The 18165-nt window shown below is 65.5% G+C and carries 21 protein-coding genes; 8 read left to right on the top strand and 13 right to left on the bottom strand.

Going from position 1 to position 18165, the window contains the following annotated elements; genetic code table 11:
• Positions 1 to 37: 37 nt before the first annotated feature.
• A complete protein-coding gene (locus tag ACSC1R_RS02320; protein ID WP_439027462.1) occupies positions 38 to 556 on the bottom strand; it encodes a peptidylprolyl isomerase in 519 nt (172 codons plus the stop codon).
• 80 nt (positions 557 to 636) lie between these two features.
• Here ACSC1R_RS02320 and ACSC1R_RS02315 point away from each other — a divergent pair, with 80 nt between their 5' ends.
• Positions 637 to 1161 carry a GNAT family N-acetyltransferase gene (locus ACSC1R_RS02315; RefSeq protein WP_439027461.1) on the top strand — a complete coding sequence of 175 codons (525 nt, stop codon included), beginning with the start codon at positions 637 to 639 and terminating at the stop codon, positions 1159 to 1161.
• A gap of 43 nt (positions 1162 to 1204) precedes the next feature.
• Complete coding sequence (locus ACSC1R_RS02310) at positions 1205 to 2182, top strand: succinylglutamate desuccinylase/aspartoacylase family protein (protein WP_439027460.1); 978 nt, start codon at positions 1205 to 1207, stop codon at positions 2180 to 2182.
• Between the two features lie 8 nt (positions 2183 to 2190).
• Here the strand turns inward: ACSC1R_RS02310 and ACSC1R_RS02305 are convergent, their stop codons facing one another.
• The 3 genes from ACSC1R_RS02305 to ACSC1R_RS02295 all read right to left on the bottom strand — a co-directional run bounded on the left by ACSC1R_RS02305 (position 2191) and on the right by ACSC1R_RS02295 (position 4650).
• Positions 2191 to 2598, bottom strand: coding sequence for a cytidine deaminase (locus ACSC1R_RS02305; RefSeq protein ID WP_439027459.1), 408 nt, complete (start codon positions 2596 to 2598; stop codon positions 2191 to 2193).
• 40 nt (positions 2599 to 2638) lie between these two features.
• Positions 2639 to 3703 carry an anthranilate phosphoribosyltransferase gene (locus ACSC1R_RS02300; RefSeq protein WP_439027458.1) on the bottom strand — a complete coding sequence of 355 codons (1065 nt, stop codon included), beginning with the start codon at positions 3701 to 3703 and terminating at the stop codon, positions 2639 to 2641.
• A 125-nt stretch (positions 3704 to 3828) separates the two neighbouring features.
• Positions 3829 to 4650: a phosphosulfolactate synthase gene (locus ACSC1R_RS02295; protein ID WP_439027457.1), complete on the bottom strand. Its 822-nt coding sequence runs from the start codon at positions 4648 to 4650 to the stop codon at positions 3829 to 3831.
• 125 nt (positions 4651 to 4775) lie between these two features.
• On the opposite strand from ACSC1R_RS02295, the gene ACSC1R_RS02290 reads away from it, so the two are divergent.
• Positions 4776 to 5147, top strand: a complete 372-nt coding sequence (locus tag ACSC1R_RS02290) for a hypothetical protein (protein WP_439027456.1) — start codon at positions 4776 to 4778, stop codon at positions 5145 to 5147.
• A 16-nt stretch (positions 5148 to 5163) separates the two neighbouring features.
• Here the strand turns inward: ACSC1R_RS02290 and ACSC1R_RS02285 are convergent, their stop codons facing one another.
• Together ACSC1R_RS02285 and ACSC1R_RS02280 are read right to left on the bottom strand one after the other, a co-directional pair.
• Positions 5164 to 6516: an MmgE/PrpD family protein gene (locus ACSC1R_RS02285; RefSeq protein ID WP_439027455.1), complete on the bottom strand. Its 1353-nt coding sequence runs from the start codon at positions 6514 to 6516 to the stop codon at positions 5164 to 5166.
• A gap of 78 nt (positions 6517 to 6594) precedes the next feature.
• Positions 6595 to 7110, bottom strand: a complete 516-nt coding sequence (locus ACSC1R_RS02280) for a hypothetical protein (RefSeq protein ID WP_439027454.1) — start codon at positions 7108 to 7110, stop codon at positions 6595 to 6597.
• A 120-nt stretch (positions 7111 to 7230) separates the two neighbouring features.
• Here ACSC1R_RS02280 and ahbB point away from each other — a divergent pair, with 120 nt between their 5' ends.
• Positions 7231 to 8262: a siroheme decarboxylase subunit beta gene (gene ahbB, locus ACSC1R_RS02275; protein ID WP_439027453.1), complete on the top strand. Its 1032-nt coding sequence runs from the start codon at positions 7231 to 7233 to the stop codon at positions 8260 to 8262.
• Between the two features lie 67 nt (positions 8263 to 8329).
• Here the strand turns inward: ahbB and ACSC1R_RS02270 are convergent, their stop codons facing one another.
• The 7 genes from ACSC1R_RS02270 to ACSC1R_RS02240 all read right to left on the bottom strand — a co-directional run bounded on the left by ACSC1R_RS02270 (position 8330) and on the right by ACSC1R_RS02240 (position 14309).
• Positions 8330 to 8587, bottom strand: coding sequence for a hypothetical protein (locus ACSC1R_RS02270; protein WP_439027452.1), 258 nt, complete (start codon positions 8585 to 8587; stop codon positions 8330 to 8332).
• Between the two features lie 49 nt (positions 8588 to 8636).
• Positions 8637 to 8858, bottom strand: coding sequence for a hypothetical protein (locus ACSC1R_RS02265; RefSeq protein ID WP_439027451.1), 222 nt, complete (start codon positions 8856 to 8858; stop codon positions 8637 to 8639).
• Between the two features lie 267 nt (positions 8859 to 9125).
• Positions 9126 to 9890, bottom strand: coding sequence for an ABC transporter ATP-binding protein (locus ACSC1R_RS02260; RefSeq protein WP_439027450.1), 765 nt, complete (start codon positions 9888 to 9890; stop codon positions 9126 to 9128).
• On the bottom strand, positions 9887 to 10696 hold the full coding sequence (locus tag ACSC1R_RS02255; protein WP_439027449.1) for an ABC transporter ATP-binding protein: 810 nt from the start codon (positions 10694 to 10696) through the stop codon (positions 9887 to 9889). Before ACSC1R_RS02255 ends, ACSC1R_RS02260 begins: the two co-directional genes overlap by 4 nt.
• Positions 10693 to 11832, bottom strand: a complete 1140-nt coding sequence (locus ACSC1R_RS02250; protein ID WP_439027448.1) for a branched-chain amino acid ABC transporter permease — start codon at positions 11830 to 11832, stop codon at positions 10693 to 10695. The genes ACSC1R_RS02255 and ACSC1R_RS02250 overlap by 4 nt, the downstream gene beginning before the upstream one ends.
• Entirely contained in the window at positions 11829 to 12917 is a 1089-nt protein-coding gene (locus tag ACSC1R_RS02245) for a branched-chain amino acid ABC transporter permease (protein ID WP_439027447.1), read from the bottom strand. The genes ACSC1R_RS02250 and ACSC1R_RS02245 overlap by 4 nt, the downstream gene beginning before the upstream one ends.
• Positions 12918 to 12965: 48 nt before the next feature.
• Entirely contained in the window at positions 12966 to 14309 is a 1344-nt protein-coding gene (locus ACSC1R_RS02240; RefSeq protein WP_439027446.1) for an ABC transporter substrate-binding protein, read from the bottom strand.
• Between the two features lie 420 nt (positions 14310 to 14729).
• Here ACSC1R_RS02240 and ACSC1R_RS02235 point away from each other — a divergent pair, with 420 nt between their 5' ends.
• The 4 genes from ACSC1R_RS02235 (at position 14730) to ACSC1R_RS02220 (ending at position 18125) form a co-directional block, all read left to right on the top strand.
• A complete protein-coding gene (locus ACSC1R_RS02235) occupies positions 14730 to 15377 on the top strand; it encodes an ArsR family transcriptional regulator (RefSeq protein WP_439027445.1) in 648 nt (215 codons plus the stop codon).
• Positions 15378 to 15526: 149 nt separating this feature from the next.
• On the top strand, positions 15527 to 17284 hold the full coding sequence (locus ACSC1R_RS02230) for an Nramp family divalent metal transporter (RefSeq protein WP_439027444.1): 1758 nt from the start codon (positions 15527 to 15529) through the stop codon (positions 17282 to 17284).
• Between the two features lie 2 nt (positions 17285 to 17286).
• Positions 17287 to 17652, top strand: coding sequence for a hypothetical protein (locus tag ACSC1R_RS02225; RefSeq protein WP_439027443.1), 366 nt, complete (start codon positions 17287 to 17289; stop codon positions 17650 to 17652).
• Positions 17649 to 18125 carry a hypothetical protein gene (locus tag ACSC1R_RS02220; protein WP_439027442.1) on the top strand — a complete coding sequence of 159 codons (477 nt, stop codon included), beginning with the start codon at positions 17649 to 17651 and terminating at the stop codon, positions 18123 to 18125. Before ACSC1R_RS02225 ends, ACSC1R_RS02220 begins: the two co-directional genes overlap by 4 nt.
• Positions 18126 to 18165 lie beyond the last annotated feature (40 nt).

The following is an 18165-nucleotide window of genomic DNA, read 5'->3' as shown; positions in this document are numbered from 1 at the left end:
GGTACGGCGTCGAAAGAACGCGGATGTCTGTGTCGACTTACTCGTCGTGAACGTCGATGGACTCGATGACGACGTCCTGGGTCGGCTTGTCCTGGCGGTCGGTCGGCAGCGAGCCGATCTCCTCGACGACGTCCATGCCGTCTACGACCTTCCCGAAGACGGAGTGTTTCCCGTCGAGGTGCGGCGTGGCGTCGAGCGTGATGAAGAACTGCGAGCCGTTCGTGTTCGGGCCGGCGTTCGCCATCGAGAGGATGCCGGGGCCGTCGTGGCTCAGGTCCTCGTGGAACTCGTCGTCGAACTGGTAGCCGGGGCCGCCGCGGCCGGTCCCGGTCGGGTCACCGCCCTGGATCATGAACCCCTCGATGACGCGGTGGAAGATGACGTCCTCGTACAGCGGTTCGCCCTCGATGGTCTCGCCCGTCTCCGGGTCGGACCAGGCTTTCTCGCCTGTGGCGAGACCGACGAAGTTCTCGACGGTGTTGGGGACGCGCTCGTCGTACAGCTCTACCTCGATGTCGCCACGGTTCGTGTGGATGGTCGCAGTCAGGTCACTCATACGCGGTCCGACGGCCCGCCGGGGGAAAACGTTGTGGATTGTCGGCACGCTTACGCTCTTTCCACCCTTCTCTTCGCGGCATGGCTGACACGACGTTCCTCCGTGGTGACCGCCTCTCGCTGCGGTCGGTCGAGCCCACGGACCTCGATTTCTTGCGACAGTATCAGAACGACCCGGCGCTCCGGTCGCGCTTGACCCGGGCGTTCCCCCAGACCATCGCCGACGCGGAGTCGTTCCTGAACTCCGTGACCGTCCGGGAGAACCTGGCGTTCGTCGCGCTCGACGAGGACGACGACCGCGTCGGTTTCGTCGCACTGTTCGACGTCGAGCACGTCCCCGGCCGGGCGCGCCTCGGCTACTGGGTCGTCCCCGAGTCCCAGGGGCAGGGGTACGCGACGGAGATGGTGGCACTCGTCGTCGACTACGCGTTCGACGAACTACGCCTGCACAAGGTGACCGCGGACACCCTCGCGGACAACGTCGAATCACAGCGCGTCCTGGAGAAACTCGGCTTCGAGCGCGAAGGTGTCCTGCGCGAACACGAGTACATCGACGGCGAGTACGTCGACAGTCACCTCTACGCCTGCTTGCGGTCCGACCGGTAGGCACCGTATATTCAATAGCCAGCCGAGCGAACCCGCCTACCGAATGACCCGCTCGGCTCGACATCGCAGAGAGCGCGTGACACTGGCCCGGCTCCCGTCGGGTGTCGAGGTCACGACAACTGTCCACAGCTACGAGGGCCCCGATGCAGGGCCGACGGTGTACGTGCAAGCCGCCCAGCACGGCCGCGAGGTGAACGGGACGGAGGTGTGTCGCCGCCTGCACGACGAGTTGCCGACCACCGAGTTGAACGGCCGAGTTATCGTCGTCCCCGTCGCGAACCCGCTCACCTTCGACCGCGTGTCGTACACGACCCCGGAGATACTGGACTCGGTGAACCCGAACATGAATCGCGTCTGGCCCGGGAAGGCTGACGGAACCCTCCACCAGCGGATGGCCGCCGCCCTCTGGGCGTACGCGAGCGAGGCGGACGCCATCGTCGACCTCCACACGGGGAGTCCGGAGATGCAGACCCACACCGTGTTCATGGAAGACGACGACCGGTCGCGAGAACTCGCGGAGGTGTTCGGGACCGACCTGCTCCTGGCCGAACAGGCGGGCGAGGACGCCCCGGACGCCTGGCACCGTCGCGGATTCGACGGGAAACTCCGGGTCGCGGCGGCCCACGAGGATATCCCAGCGATCACCCCAGAACTCGCACACAACAAACAGATAGTCGAACCGGCGGTCAGGACCGGCGTCCGCGGCGTGTTGAACGTCCTCCGGTCGCTCGACGTCCTCGACGGACAGATGATTCCAACCGACGAGCCACGGGTCGCACGCAACCACCTCGGGCGGGTCGACGCGACCGATTCGGGCCTGTTCCGGCCCGCACAGTCGCTCGAACTCGGCCAGACCGTCTCCGTCGGTGACGCACTCGGCTCCGTGTACGACCCGACGACGTACGAGGTCCTTCAGCGGGCCGAGGTCACCCGCGATGGAATCCTCTACGCGATAACACGTGAGGCGACGGTCAAAGGTGGAGACCGGCTGGCGAGCGTCGCCGTCCCGGTCGACGAGTGACGTCCCGATTAGCGACCGGGTAACAGTTCCGTGATACTCGCTTTTCGGACGTCACCGTCGTCCATCACGATGACGTCCAGTTCGACGTCGTAGTCGTACAGGAGTTCGCGGCAGACACCACAGGCGGGGGTGACGGCCGGGTCGTTGTCGGGGTCGTTGTCGGGGTAGTAGACCGCCGCAGAACAGTCGAACCGGGTGTGCCCGTCCCGGAGCGCGTTCGCGAGCGTGACGGGTTCACAGTGGACGCTTGCGTTTCCGATGCGAGAGTTGACGTTGACTGCCGTGTACACCTCGCCCGATTCCGTTCGGAGGGCGGAGGCGACGTCGTGTCGTTCCGGATGATAGTGTTCGTCGAGACAGGCTTCTGCTTCGCGGATGAGGTCGTAGTCTGCTGCGTACAGCGACCGAGAGTCCATGCCCCTGATTCGCCAAGGGTGGCCAAAAGGGTACTGGGTCCTAGAAGTCTCGGAGTTCTGCCAGAACTGCCGACGCGTCGCCTGATTTGATGGCTTCGCGGGCCGCCGCCAGTCCCTCGTCGAGGTCAGACACGTCGTCGCGGGCGTACATCCGGAACGCCGCGTTGAGGGCGATAGCGTCGGCGAACTGGTCGGTTCGCTCGCCGTCGAGCACTTCCTCGGTGATGGTCGCGGACTCCTCGGCGACGTTCTCGACTTCGAGGTCCTCGCTCTCGAAGTCCATCCCGAAGTTCGCGGTCTCTATCTCGTAATCGCTCAACTCCTCACCGTCCCATTCAGCGACCTTCGTGTACCCGGGGCGGATGTCGTCGTAGCCCTCCATGCCCTGGAACATGACGACCTTGTCCACGTCGCTCTGTTCGCTCGCGGCGAAGGTGTCACACACCTTCTTCGCGAACGCGAGGTGGTAGAACGAGCCGAGGTGGACCGACGCGTTCGCCGGGTTCGCGAGCGTCTCGATGGTGTTGACGAACGAGCGCACACCGAGCTGGTCGCGCTGTTCCCAGAGCGCGTGGACCTTCGGGTTGAACTCGGGCTGGTAGTAGAAGCCGAAGCCGGTCTCGTCGACCATGTCGGCGGACTCCTGCACCGACAGCTCGGTGCGGACGCCGAGTTCGTCCAGCACGTGCTTGTAGGCGTCCTGCTTCTGTGTCGGGACGCGGTCGCCGGAGTGCGCGACGACCGGGGTGCCCGCCGCGGCCGCGACGATGCCCGCGCCGACGCCGAAGATGGCCGAGCGACCCTTGCCGTCGTAGTTCGCGCCACAGTCGACCGGGTCACAGTCGGGTTCGGCCGTCACGACGCTCTCTTCTCGCATCACGTCGGTGTACGCGCCGAGTTCTTCCGCGTTGTTGTGCTTCCAGCGGTTCGCCAGCCAGAAGCCGCCCAGCGTGAGGTCGTCGGGTTCGCCGTCGAGGATGCGCTGGAACGCCTCCCGGGCCTGCTCGCGTGTCAGGTCCTCCGCGGACTTCGGCCCGGAGCCACACACTTCCGTCATCAGCCGTTTCAGCGGCCACTCGCCGTACTCCTGGGTCGTCTTCGTCATGGACGGGCCTTGGGACGGTCCGGCCAAAAGTCGCCCGGTCCGTTCTCGTGACGCGGGAATTCCCTCCTACCTCCGGGATTCCTGCGGAATCCCGCTTCGGTTCTCGATATCCCGTCGGAATCTCGCTATTCTCTCCGGTAACTCGCGGTCCGCCCCCACGAGGTCTTCTTGCCCCACAGCCCAGAGCGCATGCACTCTAACTCGACGATCTGGGAGTTGTCCACGAACAGGTTCACGTTCGGGCCGAAGTTCTTGATGTACCACTCGAACACCGGCGGGTCGGCCGCCTCGAACACGCAGTTCTCGATACCGAGCTCGTTGGCGATTTTGAAGGCCACGTCGGTGCGCCATTCTCGCACCCGCTCGGTGATGCCCTCGGATTCGACCATTATCTTGTAGGCTCCGGCGTCGAGGTGGCGCTGGCCCTCACGGATGGCGCTCTCGGGGTCGATGGCTCCCTCGGATTCCAGTTCTTCGACGCTCGACGCCCCGCCGGCCCCGAACTGGACGTTTATCTCTGGTTTCGGTTTCAGGCCGTAGTCGGCGACCGTCTCGGTGAGCGCGACGAGGTCGTCGGTGTCGATGGCGAGGAAGCCAGACGATATCTCGACGATGTCGAAGCCGAGTTCGCCCGCCTCCTCGATGTAGCGGTCGACCATGTCGTTGTCCCGCACGAGGACGTTCTCGACGAACCCACCTGTCGACACCTCGACGTCGAACTCGTGGCAGGTGTCGATGAGTTCTCGTACCGCTTCCTCGGGCATCAGGGCGAACGAACCGCCCGAGAACTTGTAGATGTCCACGTACTCGCCCATCGTCTCCAGGATGTCCCGCAACTCGCGGGGGCCCATCGGGTCGTAGTACGGGCCGCGAATCTCGGTGATGCCGCGGTCGCGTGGCTTTGCCGGTCGGTCGTTGACGTGCAGGAAGTCGAAGGCGCGAGCCATACCGGGACTTGGGTCGCGGGCCGGTTAGGGGCGTGCCTTGGTGACACAAGTCACTGTGGCGGCCAGTTCCGGTCGCACCCACCGCGACCACAGGTCCTACCCGTGTGGCGCTCCTCTGTCCGCGCATGGTCGACAGAGAACTCGGTGAGGCGGTCATCGTCTACGACGACCCCGACGGCGAGACTGTCGAGAAGACGGTCGCGAACGAACACGTCGCGTACTTTCAGGACCACTGGATGCTCAAGACCGGCGAATCGGATGGGAGAGACCTCGTTCGGCGCATCCCGATCCAGCGCGTCCACTACGTCGAGCGCTCGGTCGACGCGTTCGAACAGGAGGTCGGGACGCTCCGCGACCAGGTCCAGTCGGTCGCCGACGACCTGCGCTCGAAGCTTCTGGGCGGCGGCGACGGGCGACGAGACCAAGAGGAAGACGTCGTGCGAATCGACGTGATGGAGGACACCGACGAGCACGGCGGTGGCCGCGACGACCGGTAACCGCCGTATTCACTCGTTACTGCAGCAGTTCGACCAGGTCGCTCACGTCGTGTCGTTCGAGTTGCAGGACCGTCTCCACGATTTCCTGCCGGTGGGCCTCGTCGTACCGCCCCTTCGTCAGCCCGTGGAACTTCGCCTCGACGTGCTCCCAGTCCATCGGGTCGGTCGGGTGGCCCTGGAACCCCGACTTCTCTATCTCGTAGGTGGTCCCGTCTTTCAGCGTGACGTGGAGCAAGGCGGGCATCTCGCCGCGCTCGAAGCGTCGCGTCAGTTCTTCGTCCTCGCTCACCTCGACGGCCCGGAGCAGTTCCTGTACGTCCTCGCGCCGGATGCGCTCGGGTTCGTACGAGTCGATGCCGAGTTCGCGGTCGGCCAGTGCCGCGGCCAGCATGTACGGCAGTGAGTGGTCGGCCTGTGCCTTCGTCTCGACCTCGTAGCGACTCCCCTCGCCGCCGCCGATGATGAGTTTCGCGCCCGCGAAGGTCTCCAGGTGGATGCCCTCCACCTCGGCAGGGTCGATGTCCTCGGACTCGGCGAGCTGGATGATGCCCTCGACGGCGGACTGGGCGTACGTCTCGGCGACGTACCGCTTGGTCATCGTGTCGAAGACTCTGGCACAGGACGGGTCGAGGTCGACCTCGAACTCGCCCGAGACGACCTGTTGCCAGCCCTTCTGGCCCTCGAACAGGTTCGTCGGCCCGTCCATCCCGTGTCTCGCGAGCCGGACCGAGTACACCCCGTTCCGTGCCGCGTTCGCGCTCGCGACACCCTTCCACTCGTTGATGCCGCCGGTTCGGGTCACCCGGAGGGCATTGTGGGCCGTCCCGGCGATGCCGATGGCGTTCGCCAGCTGGTCGGTGTCGAGGTCGTAGGCTCTGCCGGCGGCGCAGGCCGCGGAGACGACGGTGTGGGTGACGTGGTCCCAGCCGCGGTCTCGGACCGGCGCGTTCCACGCCAGTTCGCCCTGCACCTCGTAGGCGACGCCGATGGCTTCGAGCAGGTCCTTCCCTGTCCCTTCCGCGTCCTCGCAGCAGGCGATGGCCGCGGCGATGTTGTCGCTCGGGTGTGGTGTCTCGCCCGGTGCGAGGAACGAGTCCATGAAGTCGAGGTACCGGACGAGGGCCGTGTTGTGCATCGTCGCTTCGTCCGGTGCGGCCCGCGCCTGGTGGCCCCACAGGCGACAGGGTCCGTCCTCGCCGTATTCGGTGACGGTGCTGAAGACGGCGTCCGTCGTCTCGGCGTCGAGAGCGGCGACGGCGATGCCGACCGAGTCGAGCACGCGCTTTTTCAACTCGTCGACCACGTCGTCGGGGAGGTCCTCGTACTCGACGGTGGGGACGAATTCGGCGAAGGTCTGGGTTTCGACCATGCTAGACAGTGCGAGTCACGGTCGGATAGCCGGTACGCACGAGTGGTCAAGCCGAACGTCGTGGTTGCTGGCCCATGGCTACGCGATTCGCCAGGAGAAATCCACACTCGCGCCGTCGATTGCGACGGTCAGCCGTCCGCCCGCGGGACGGTCCGACAGATTCCAGGTGTAACTCCCGCTTGCTCCCGAATCGGTACTCGCTTCGACGAGATACACGCCTGTCGCGCGATGCTCGAACAGGTCCAGGTAGCGCTGTTTCCCGGCGCGGAGGGTGAACGTCCCTTCGAAGACCACGTCGCCTTCGGACTCGTTCGACACGCGCAGTTCGATCCGGCGGGTGTCGTCGGTCCCGTTCCCGACGAGGACGTCGACCGGGTCGTCACCGGTGCCGACGTCGGTGGGATAGGTCTGATTGAACGTGGTGGTCCCGGCCGAATTTCCGGTCGTCGCTCCGGTCGGACCCTCTGTCGCCGCACTCGGCGAGGACGGCGTTTCAGTCGTGGATTCGGAGAGACAGCCAGCCGTCACGAGGGAGACGCCAGTCAGGGTCCCGAGTCGCAGGAACCGGCGTCGTGTCGTCTCGTCGTCGGTCATCACCGTTTCTTCCTCCCCGACATATTTGATTGTTTGCACGACCGTGTGGCACAGTGAGAGCGGGTCGGCGGGTCGCCCGCGTTCGAAACACCTACCCTCCCGAACTCCCTAGCACCGGCGATGAACACGCAGTCGGGCGACTGGCGAGCCACACTCGACGACGTGGACGCTCGCCTCATCGACGAGTACCAATCGGGCTTCCCGGTGACGGAGGACCCCTTCGAGGTCGTGGGCGACGACCTCGGCGTCACCGCGACCGAGGCGTTCGAGCGCGTGGTGCGTCTCCGCGAGGACGGCGTCTTCCGCCGGTTCGGGCCCGTGTTGAACCCGCCAGTCATCGGTTCCTCGACCCTGGCCGCCGTGAAAGCACCCGAGGGCCGATTCGACGAGGTCGCCGAGGTCATCAACGGCTACCGACAGGTGAACCACAACTACCGTCGCGAGCACGAGTGGAACATGTGGTTCGTCGTGACCGCCGGCTCCCGGGAGACCCGCGACCGCATCCTGTCCGAAATCGAGGAAGCGACCGGCTGTCCGGTCCTGAACCTCCCGATGCTCACCGACTACTACATCGACCTCGAGTTCCCGGTCGTGAACTCAGACAGGTTCGCCCGCGAGAGTCTGGAGTCGACCGACGTCTCGGCGACCCGCATCTCCGAGAACGCGACGGGCGACCTCACCCCCTTCGAGGGCGACCTCCTGCTCGCCATCCAGGACGGCTTCCCGCTCTCGCAGACGCCCTACCGCGACCTCGCGGCCGACCTCGATGCCGAAGTCGACGACGTGCTCGCGGCCATCGAGCGCCTGCAGGCGAACGGCTGCATCAAGCGCATCGGCTGTATCGTCAACCACGTCGTCACCGGGTTCTCGAACAACTGCATGGTCGTCTGGGACGTGCCCGACGACGACCTCGACGAGCGAGGACTGGCTGTCGGGGAACTCCCCTACGTCACGCTGTGTTACCACCGGCCGCGCCGCCCCGAACAGGACTGGCCGTACAACCTGTTCACGATGATTCACGGGCGTGAGGCAGAAGCGGTCGACGAGAAGGTGGACGAACTCGCCGCGGAGTACCTGCCGTTCGACCACGAACGGCTCTACTCGACGGCGACGTTGAAACAGACGGGCGCGCAGTACGACGAACTGGTTTGAGAACGGTGCCGATTCTCACTGCCCCTGGAACGGGGTCGGTGATCCTCGTCTGAACACGGGTGGTGTCTTACTGTCGCGCACTGACGAGTACCATCGGCCCGACGATGAGGAGGCCGAGGCCGAGGTACGTGTACTCGATGGGTGCGAGACTCGCCGGGGTCAAGACGAAGATCGCACCGAACAGGACGAGGTTGATGCCAACTATCCGCATCGATTTCAGCGGCAGCGCCCCGAGGACCGAGAGAACTAACGCTGCGAGGAGCGCATGCCCGACGTGATAGTTGAGCAAGAAGTTGTCGATTATCTGCAGTGGGAGCGCGGTCATCCTTGTTCGATACTCCCGATGAAGCGGCCTTAATGCTAACGAAACGCGGCTACTCCGGACCGGTGATATCGAGTGGCCGAATCCACCGGAACCAGAAGGCCAGTGCGACACAGCCGAACCCGCACGCCCACGCGAGCGTCCCGACGAACGGGTACCCGGCCGCAGTCAGCAGGTACTTCAGGATGCCGGGGACGATGACACCGAACGCGATTGTCAGTCCGGCCAGCACCGTCTCTTCCCGGGTGCCGGTGGCCGTCGATTGTTCTCCCATACACGGACGTACGGCTGGGAGTGCGTGAAACTCACGGTTTCGGGTGGCGGGAGAACGCGACGGGGTGCCGGGGCTGGTCGAGACGGGGATGGACGCACGCGTTCCGTTACCATGGAGCGTGTGACGTGCGTCCGTCAACGACTACCACGTCAAACAGTAAAAATGTCACTGAAAACATGACAAATCAATAATCAGAAACGACGGGGGTCCGAGGCCGAGCACGAAACGGTGTGGACGCAGTGGGATGACTGAGTGACCGGGTCCCGGTCAGACGCCGAGATAGCGCTGCCGAAGGTCTTCGTCCTCACGCAGTTCGTCCGTCGTCACCTCCTCGACGATGTGGCCCTCGTCCAGGATGTAGTGGCGGTCCGCGACCGCCATCGCCATCCCGACGTTCTGTTCGACGAACAGGACCGTGATCCCTTCTTCTTCGTTGATGTTCTCGATGATGTCCTCGATGCGACGGACGATGTAGGGGGCGAGCCCCTCCGACGGTTCGTCGAGCAGCATCAACTGTGGGTTCGAGGCGAGCGCCCGGGCGATGGCGAGCATCTGTTGCTCACCGCCGCTCATGTTCCGGGCGTGCTTGGTCCGCATGTCTTCGAGTTCGGGGAACGACGAGAGTATCTCGTCACGGCCCCGTGGATTCGGCGCGTGGTTGATCGCCATCTGGACGTTCTCCTCGACGCTGAGTGCCGGGAAGCACCGACGGTCCTCCGGGACGAGGCTCACGCCGCTCGCGGCGACCTCGTAGGGGGCCTTTCCGACGAGTTCCTCGCCGGCGAACCGGATGGAGCCCGAGCGGACGTCGGGCACCTCGGTCCCGATGACCGAGCGCATCGTCGTGGTCTTGCCGGCCCCGTTTCGGCCGAGCAACGAGACGCGCTCGCCCTCGTACACCTCCATGTCGACACCGAACAGCACCTGCCCGGTCTCGTAGCCGGCTTCCAGCGAGTCGATGGCCAGGAGCGGGTCCTCGCCGGGGCGACGCCCGGTGGCGTCGGCCGACTGGCCGGGGCTATCCGCGCTCATAGTTCCTCCCGGACGCCACCGAGGTAGGCGTCCTGGACGGCCTGGTTCTCCTGAATCTCGGCAGGGGTGCCGGTTGCGAGTTCTTCCCCACGGTTCAGGACGGTCACTTTGTCACTGATGGAGAGGACGACGTCCATGTCGTGTTCGATGAGCAGCATCGTGAGGTCGAACTCGTCGTGGATGTCCTCGATGAGTGCGGCCGTCTCGGTGGTCGCACTCGGACTCATCCCCGAGGTGGGTTCGTCCAGCAGCAACACCTCGGGGTCGGTCGCGAGCGCCATGGCGATGCCGAGCAGGCGCTGGTCGCCGTGGCTCAGGTTCTTCGCCGTGGTGTCCGCGACGTGGTCGAGGCCGAGTCGACGCAGGATGGTGATGGCCTCCTCGCGGCCGACCGACTGTCCGCGGCCGAGCAGGTCGAGGCTGAACTCGCCTGCCTCGGCCGTCTGGACGACGATGCGAACGTTCTCCAGGACGGTCGCGTCCGTGAACAGCTGGTTCGACTGGAACGACCGGGCGATGCCGACGTGGGCGCGGCGATGCTCCGGCAGGCCCGTGATGTCCTCGCCGTAGAGCGTCACCGACCCGCTCGTCGGTTCGAGCACGCCCATGACCTGGTTGAAGAAGGTCGTCTTCCCGGCCCCGTTGGGGCCGATGATGGCGCGTAGTTCGCCCTCGGGGATGGCCAGCGAGACGTCCTCGTTGGCGTACAGCTCCCCGAACGCCTTCGTCAGGTTCTCGGTTCGCAGGGCGATGGTGTCGGACTGGTCGACGGTCGATTCGGTCGTCGCTCGTGGTTCGGAACTCATTCGGTGTCACCTCCGGTGAGACGGCTCGAGACCCGGCTGCCCGCGCCCTTCAGGCCACCCCACAGTCCCTCGCGGGGCGAGGAGAGGATGATGAGCACGAACAGCAGGCCGAGCAGGAACTTCCAGTGCTCCATGTACGGTTCGACGTTCAGGCTGACGAGCGCGAACTCCGACAGGGGGAGGTGGAGTAGCTCGAAGTCGGTCAGGTAGTCCTCGCTGGACAGCCAGACGAAGACACCCGCGAACGGGCCGGCGAAGTAGTTCATGCCGCCGAGCACCGACATCAGGACGGCGTCGCCGGAGGTCGTCCAGTGGAACGTCTCCAGCACCGCGCCCTGGTCGTTTATCTCGAGTAGCGACCCCGCCAGCGAGGCGAACAGCGCCGAGATGGTGAACGCGTACACCTTGTACCGGGTCGTGTCGATTCCCATCGCGCGTGCGAGGTCCTCGTTCTCCCGGACCGCCCGGAGCGTCCGGCCGAACGGCGAGCGAAGCAGTTGCCAGAGGCCGACGGTCGCCACGACGAAGAACAACGCGACGAGCCAGTACCAGTCGAAGTCGGGGATGCCGACGAACGAGACGAACTTGTCGCCACGGTCCGCGAGAATCCACGCCGGGAGCGTGTCACTGGAGATGCCGTCCGAGCCCTCCGTGAGCCCGCCGGGGTTCTGGTTGACGACGTAGTAGAACGCCTCCCCGAACGCGATGGTGAGCATCGCGAAGTATATCTCGCCCTTCTCGGCGATTACCTTCCCGATGCCGAAGGCGACCGCGCCCGTGACGACGATGCCGATGGCAGTTCCGAGGAACCACGGGACGCCGAACTTCGAGAGGCCGATTGCGGCCGAGTACATCCCGATGCCGAGGAACATCGCGTGCCCGAACGACAGCACACCGGTGAACCCGAGCAGCAGGTTGAACCCGGCGACGAATATCATCCAGATGAGGATGGTCGTCGCGATGTTCTCGTAGCCGAGCACCCACTCGTGGGCGACGACCGGCCGGAGGACGAACACGAGCACGACGAGGGCGAGCGGGATGCGGAACTCCCAGAGGAGTCCCTTCCCGGTGAGGTCGCCCATGCCGGTGCCGTAGCCGTCGCCGTCGCGGGCGACGTCTGCGGTGTCGTCGCTCATTCGAGGAACCCCTCCGTGCCGAACAGGCCGCGCGGTCTGGCGAGCAACACGACTATCATCACGACGAAGGGGACGAGGCCACCGACGCTCGGGATGACGAGCCACTCCGGGCCGAGGGTCATCCCGAGCCCGGCCGCGTCGACCATCGGCTGGACGACGGGCTGGGTCACTTCACTCAGGCCCTTGAGGACGGGCTTGGTGAGCAGGATGGCCCAGCCGATGAGCAACCCGGCGACGACGCTCCCGAAGATGGAGCCGACGCCGCCGACGACCACGACGATGAACGTCATGATGATGAACGAGATGCCCATATCGGGCTGGAGGCCGACCTCCGCCCCTCGCAACACGCCCCCGAGACCGGCGATGCTCGCCCCGAGGACGAACGTCGCGGTGAACCTGATGGGCAGGTTCGCCCCCAGTATCTCGGTCATCTCGGCGTCTTGCACGCCCGCCCGGACGGTCAGTCCGAAGTCGGTGTTCGTCACGAGGTAGTAGACGAACACGATGGCGACCGTCGAGATGGCGACCGTGAACAGCCGGAACGTGCTGACGCTCGTGACGCCGAGGTTCGTCGTCGTCGAGAGCGACGCCGGGATGTCGAACGACAGCGGGGTCGACCCCCACTGGTAGCGAATCCACTCCTGGAGCATGAGCGTCAGGCCGAACGTCGCCAGCAGGCCGACGATGGGCTCTTGCCCGTACAGCCGGCGAAGCGCGAGCAGTTCGATGGCCGCGCCGACGACGCCGACCAGCAGCGGGGCGACGACGAGCGCCGCGAAGAACGGGAGGTTCATCACGGCGACGAGCTGGTAGGCGAGGTAGGCCCCGAGCATGAACAGCGCCCCGTGAGCGAAGTTCACGACGTTCATCAGCCCGAGGATGAGCGACAGTCCCAGCGCGATGAGGACGAGTATCATCCCGTAGACGAGGCCGCTGATGGCCTGGTCGACGAACAGGCCGGGGTTGGTCACGAACGCGATGGCGAGGAGGACCACCAGCACGGCCGCGGTCGCGGCGAGCCGGGGTGAGGCGGCTGCCTCTTCCCTGAGACGTTCGACGGCACCTGATTGTGGTGTTTCGGTCATTCCTACGTATCCTGTGAAGAGAGTGTGATTGGCGGCGATACGGCGACGTTACAGGCTGCAACCCGTCTCGCTGGCCTTGCGTGCGACCTCGTCGCCGGGCACCTTGCTGGTGTGCTCGAACCAGCTCTTGTAGGGGTCGTCCTGCATGTTCGACTTCTCCATCGCCTTGACCGTCGACACCGGCTGGATGAGCTGGTGGTCGTCGGCCCGGAAGTACATCTTGCCCTCCTTGAGCTTGTGTTCGAGTTCGTGGCCCTCGAGTTCGCTCCGGATGTCCGCGGCGTCCTTCGAGCCGGCGCGGATGGCCGCCCGCGTGAGCTGGTCCATCGACGTGTAACCCATGAAGTGCCGGGAGAACGGCGACGCACCGAACTCGCTGGCGACGCGCTGCTTGACGCTCTCACCGAGGTCGGTCGCCGGCGAGGACGCGGCCCAGGGCGTCGCCCAGAGGCCTGCCGCCGCGGCGGCTTCTTTGCCGATGCCCCAGAAGACGGATTCCTCGAACAGCGGCCCGGCCATCTTCATCTCGGAGTCCAGACCCTTGTTGAGGAACTGCTTCGTGACGATGCGCTGGTCGGTGCCGGCGATGACGACCGCGAGGCCGTCTGCGCCGGAGTTCGCCGCCTCGTTCAGGTACTGCGTGTAGTCCTGCGAGGGGAACGGCGTGCCGACCTCACCCTTTATCTCCGCGCCGTTGGCCTTCAGGGCGCTCTTGATGGCCTTCGCGCCGGTCTGGCCCCACGTGTAGTCGGCGAACATGACGAACCACGAGTCGGCGTAGTCCGCCATCTGGGTCCCGAGCGCGTTCGCCAGCATCGAGTTCGAACACGTCGGCCGGAACATGTTCGCGGCGCACTTCCCGCCCGTGGTCGCGTCGGAGTGCGACCCGGCTGCCATGTAGGCGACGCCGTTGTCGGAGGCCCAGTTCCCCATCTTGATAGCGACCGACGAGGAGACCCCGCCGAGCGTGAAGTCGACCTGGTCCTCGTTGACCAGGCGCTTCATGCGTTCGAGGCCGGTCCCCGGGTCGGTCTCGGTGTCCGCGGTGACGAGCTCGATGTCGACGCCGAACTCGTCTTCGAGGTCCGCCTTCGCGAGCTTCGCACCCTGGACCTCGCCCTTCCCGAGGAACGAGTACGAGCCGGACTGCGAGGTGATCACACCCACCTTGAACGCCATGTTCTCGCCGCCGGACTTGGTCCCACCCTGCGTGCCACCGTCGGTGCTGTCGCCGCCACCGCCGCCACCACCGCCATTACCGCCGCCCCCGCTGGTGCCGGAGTCGCTGGTGTCTGCGCAGCCGGCGAACGCCGCGACCGCCCCGGTACCGAGTGCCTGCAGGTACCGCCGTCTGTGCACCGTGCTACCACTGTTGTTGCCGTGTCCTGGCATGGAACAAGCATACGAATAGAGGTATAAATAGATTTCCCAAGTAGTCATTCCTTTTATTGTTTTAGGAGGGGTAGAAGGGCAGAATTTCAGCACTCTTGGGGTCTGTAATACCAGAATTGGGTTCGTTTTCTCTTGGTTTTATATGTTCTGTGACCATTGCTCTAGTTCATCGCACGCGGAGCGACCGGGCTGGTGAGGTGATACAGTCGACTGTACAGGTTGTTCACACGACTGAAGCGGTCGAGTCGGGCGATTCTGGCAGTTGTTACCGAGTCGATTGTCGCAGAAAACGACCGATTGTCACGTGTGGACAGGTGTCACGAAACCACTTCATTCGTGTGTATCGACGGATTCACACGACTGCACTGGAAATTCACTCGTGTGTAAAGGCTTATACGGGGTGGTGACACACGGTATCACATGGCGACCGAGCGTGGCGCGCGGGACCGCGACCGTAACGACGACGGCCAGTTCTCCGACCGCATCCCGCTCGATGCCGCACTCGCCGTGTTCGAACAGCAGGACGACCGGGCACGTCCACTCACGGCGAGCGACGTCCTCGAAGAGCTCGACTGTTCGCGTCGAACCGTCCACAACAAGCTCAACGACCTCGTCGAACGCGGCGACCTCGAGACGCGCAAGGTCGGCGCTCGTGGTCGTGTGTGGTGGCGACCGCTGGTGGTCGAGACCCCCGAAGCGACCGAGCGGACAGATTCTAGAGAATCTATCACGCGTGCGGGCGCGGACGACCGACGACCGGCCGCGGTCGACGAACGGCTCGCGGAGTACCCCGCCTCGGTCCAGCGCGCCGTCTCCGAGGTCGACATCCCCGGGACGGGGAGCACCGCGCGGGCCCGCCGCGACGCCGTGTTGGCCGCATACGACTACCTCATCGAGAACCCGAGCGCGAAGAAGGGCGACTTCCTGCAGGACGTCTTCCCCGAGCACCCGGCGGAGTTCCAGACCGCGGACGGCTGGTGGAACGCCATCCAGCCCGCGCTCAAACAGCTTCCGGGGGTCGACCCGCCGGAAGAACGCGGGCACATCTGGCACTTCCTTGGTGGATGACGGCCACATCCCGGTCGCGTCGCCGGGTTCACGGCAACCGACGGATAGATATAAACCGTCGGCATGCAGTCTACTGGATAGACACGACGCGTGGTATCAGGTGACTCGCTCAGTAGTGGGACACGGCATCGGTGGGGTACACATCGGACATGGCGATAGACGGTGACCAACAGTCGGTTGTCGAGGAGGCCGGAGAGCCCGACGAGTTGGACGTCTACGCGTCTCCCGAGGAGGGCCGTGAGTACCGGGCCTCCGCCTACGCGCCGACCGCCTACGACAACCTCGAAATCGCCCCCGAGGACGAGGAACACCCCGAGCGCGGCGAGGGCGACGCCTATCGCGTGGTCGACTTGCCACGCGTCCCCAAACTCACGCACGTCCTCGGTCCGAGTGCCATCATGCTCGGCGCGTCACTCGGGAGCGGGGAGACCATCTTCTGGCCGCTGCTCGTCGCCCAGAACGGCTGGAGCGTCTACTGGGCGTTCTGGGTCGGCGTCCTCACCCACTTCGTCATCAACACCGAGATACAGCGCTGGACGCTCGCGACCGGTGAGAGCATCTTCCGGGCGTTCGAGCGCGTCCACCGGGGCTGGCCCGTCCTCTTTCTGGTGCTGGGGTTCGTCAGCTTCGGCTGGCCGGGGTGGGCCGCCACGGCCGCGAAGGTCGGCGCGACCGGCCTCGGCATCGAGTCGACGTTCACCCTGTTCGGCCACGAGTTCCTCGGCTGGAAGGCCTACGGCATCCTGTTGATGATGCTCATCTGGGGTTCCTACCAGCTCACACCGCTGATGTACAACGTGGTCGAACGCGTCACCGCAGTGCTGGTCGCCTCCTCGGCACTGTGTGCGCTCGCGCTGTTCGTCCTGGTCGGCGACCCGGGCGAACTGGCCAACATCCCGGTGGGGGCGCTGAGCATCGGGACGCTCCCCGGCGACGAGGACGTCGCGGTGTTCCTCGGCGGGCTCGCGTACGCGGGCGCGGGAGGATATCTCAACCTCTCCCAGTCGCTCTGGATTCGAGAGAAGGGCTACGGCATGGGGCGCTACCAGGGCCGCGTGTTGAACCCCATCGTCGGTGACGAACCGGAGGTCATCCACCGCGACGGCTTCTCGTTCGCCCCGAGCGTCGAGAACATGCGTCGGTGGCGCGGCTGGTGGCGACTCGCCCAGCTCGAACACCTCGTGACGTTCGTCCTCGGCGTACTGGTGACGGCGACGGCCATGATGGCCATCGCGGCGACCTACGTCACGGCGACCGACGCGGGCGGTGTCGAGATGTGGTTGACCGGCGTCGCACCGGACCTCTCGCCGCTCGCCGGGGCGCTCCTGTACGGTGTGCTCTTTCTCGCACTGTTTACGACCGAGTACGCTATCGTCGAGTCGGTGGTCCGGAACAGTGCGGACGTCATCTACGAGGCGGTCGGTCGGGAACGGGGGTGGAGCCTCCCGCGCATCTTCTGGTACCTGCTCACCGCGTTCGCTGGCTGGGGTATCCTCATCCTCACGCTCCCGATACCCATCGAACAGCCCTTCGGACTCCTGCTGACGGCGGCCGCGATGTCCGGTGCGATGATGTGGCCTTACACCGCGCTCACGCTGCTCATCAACACGCGACGGTTGCCCGAACACACCCAGCCGGGGTGGCCCCGCATCGTCGCGATGTGGTGGGCGACCGCCTTCTTCGGGTACTTCTCGGTGTTGCTCGTGGGCAACACCTTCGAGCAGTTGCTCGGACTCGACGCCTTCCGGGTGACTATCGGCGTCACCGGCAGCGCCCCCGGCGGGCTGGCGCTGTTCGTCGTGCTCGCCATCACCCAGGTGTACGTGATGTCTGCGTCGGCAAAGGCGAAGTGGCGAGCAGAGGAGACCGTCTCCGAGGCCGAGGAGGCGGACGGACTGTTCTCGTGACGATGGCAGCGACAGCATCGGGTCGACTGGCCCGGGTCGCCCGGACGTTCACCCGGGCTCGACTGGGACTGTACCTCGCCGGTCTCGTCACCGTCGTCCTCGCCCGGAACTTCGCCGACCCGCTTCGCTCGGTCCTCGTCGCTATCGCGCTCGCGACGATGGTCCTGACCTACGCCGCCGAGTCCTACGTCGCCGAGGGTGCGACCGGCCTGCGGACGACTGCTTCCCGGCTGCTCTTCCTGGCTGGCCTCGCCGGGATGGGGGCGGGCGGCTACGCTGTCCTCTCGGGGAATCAGGTCGCAGGCGCGCTGTTCGTCGTCGGTGGTGCCCTCGTCCTTCGCCGGTCGGTCGCGGGTGAGCCCCGATGACGACCGTCCACGTGCACGTCCACCACTGCATGACCGGGACGACACCCCTTCGAATCGCGGACGTGCTGTTCACCGACGAGAATCTCGAAATCGGGGAGTACGCGACCGTGACGCCCATGTTCGGGCTGGTCACGGGTGGCCACCGCAAGCGCGCCGCGGAGATGGCACAGCTGTGTGCCCAGAAGGGACCGGTGGCGGTCCTCGACGAGTCAGAGCGGCGGGTCTCGCTCCCGTACGATGCGGTCGAGGTCGTGCGGCTCTACGATGGTGGCCGCTTCGGCCGGCCCAAACTCGCCATCGACACCGGCGAGGGGCCGCCCTACGGCTACCGCATCCACGCGCCGGTCGAGGTCGCGGCGCTTCGAGACGTGCTCACCGACCTCGGTGCGGAGAAGGGGTTCCGCGTCGAGGTCGTCGAGGGTGTCGGGTTCAGCCCGAAAGAGAGCCTGCGGCGGTTCCTCGTGGACCGGTAGGTCGGTCCGCTCTGCCCGCTGTCTCCGGTCCTCTCGGTTC

The sequence above is a fragment of the Haloarchaeobius ordinarius genome (genome assembly GCF_051801355.1).
Classification (GTDB): domain Archaea; phylum Halobacteriota; class Halobacteria; order Halobacteriales; family Natrialbaceae; genus Haloarchaeobius.
The sequence above is the reverse complement of the archived record's forward strand: the minus strand, read 5'-3'. Positions and strand labels throughout refer to the sequence as shown.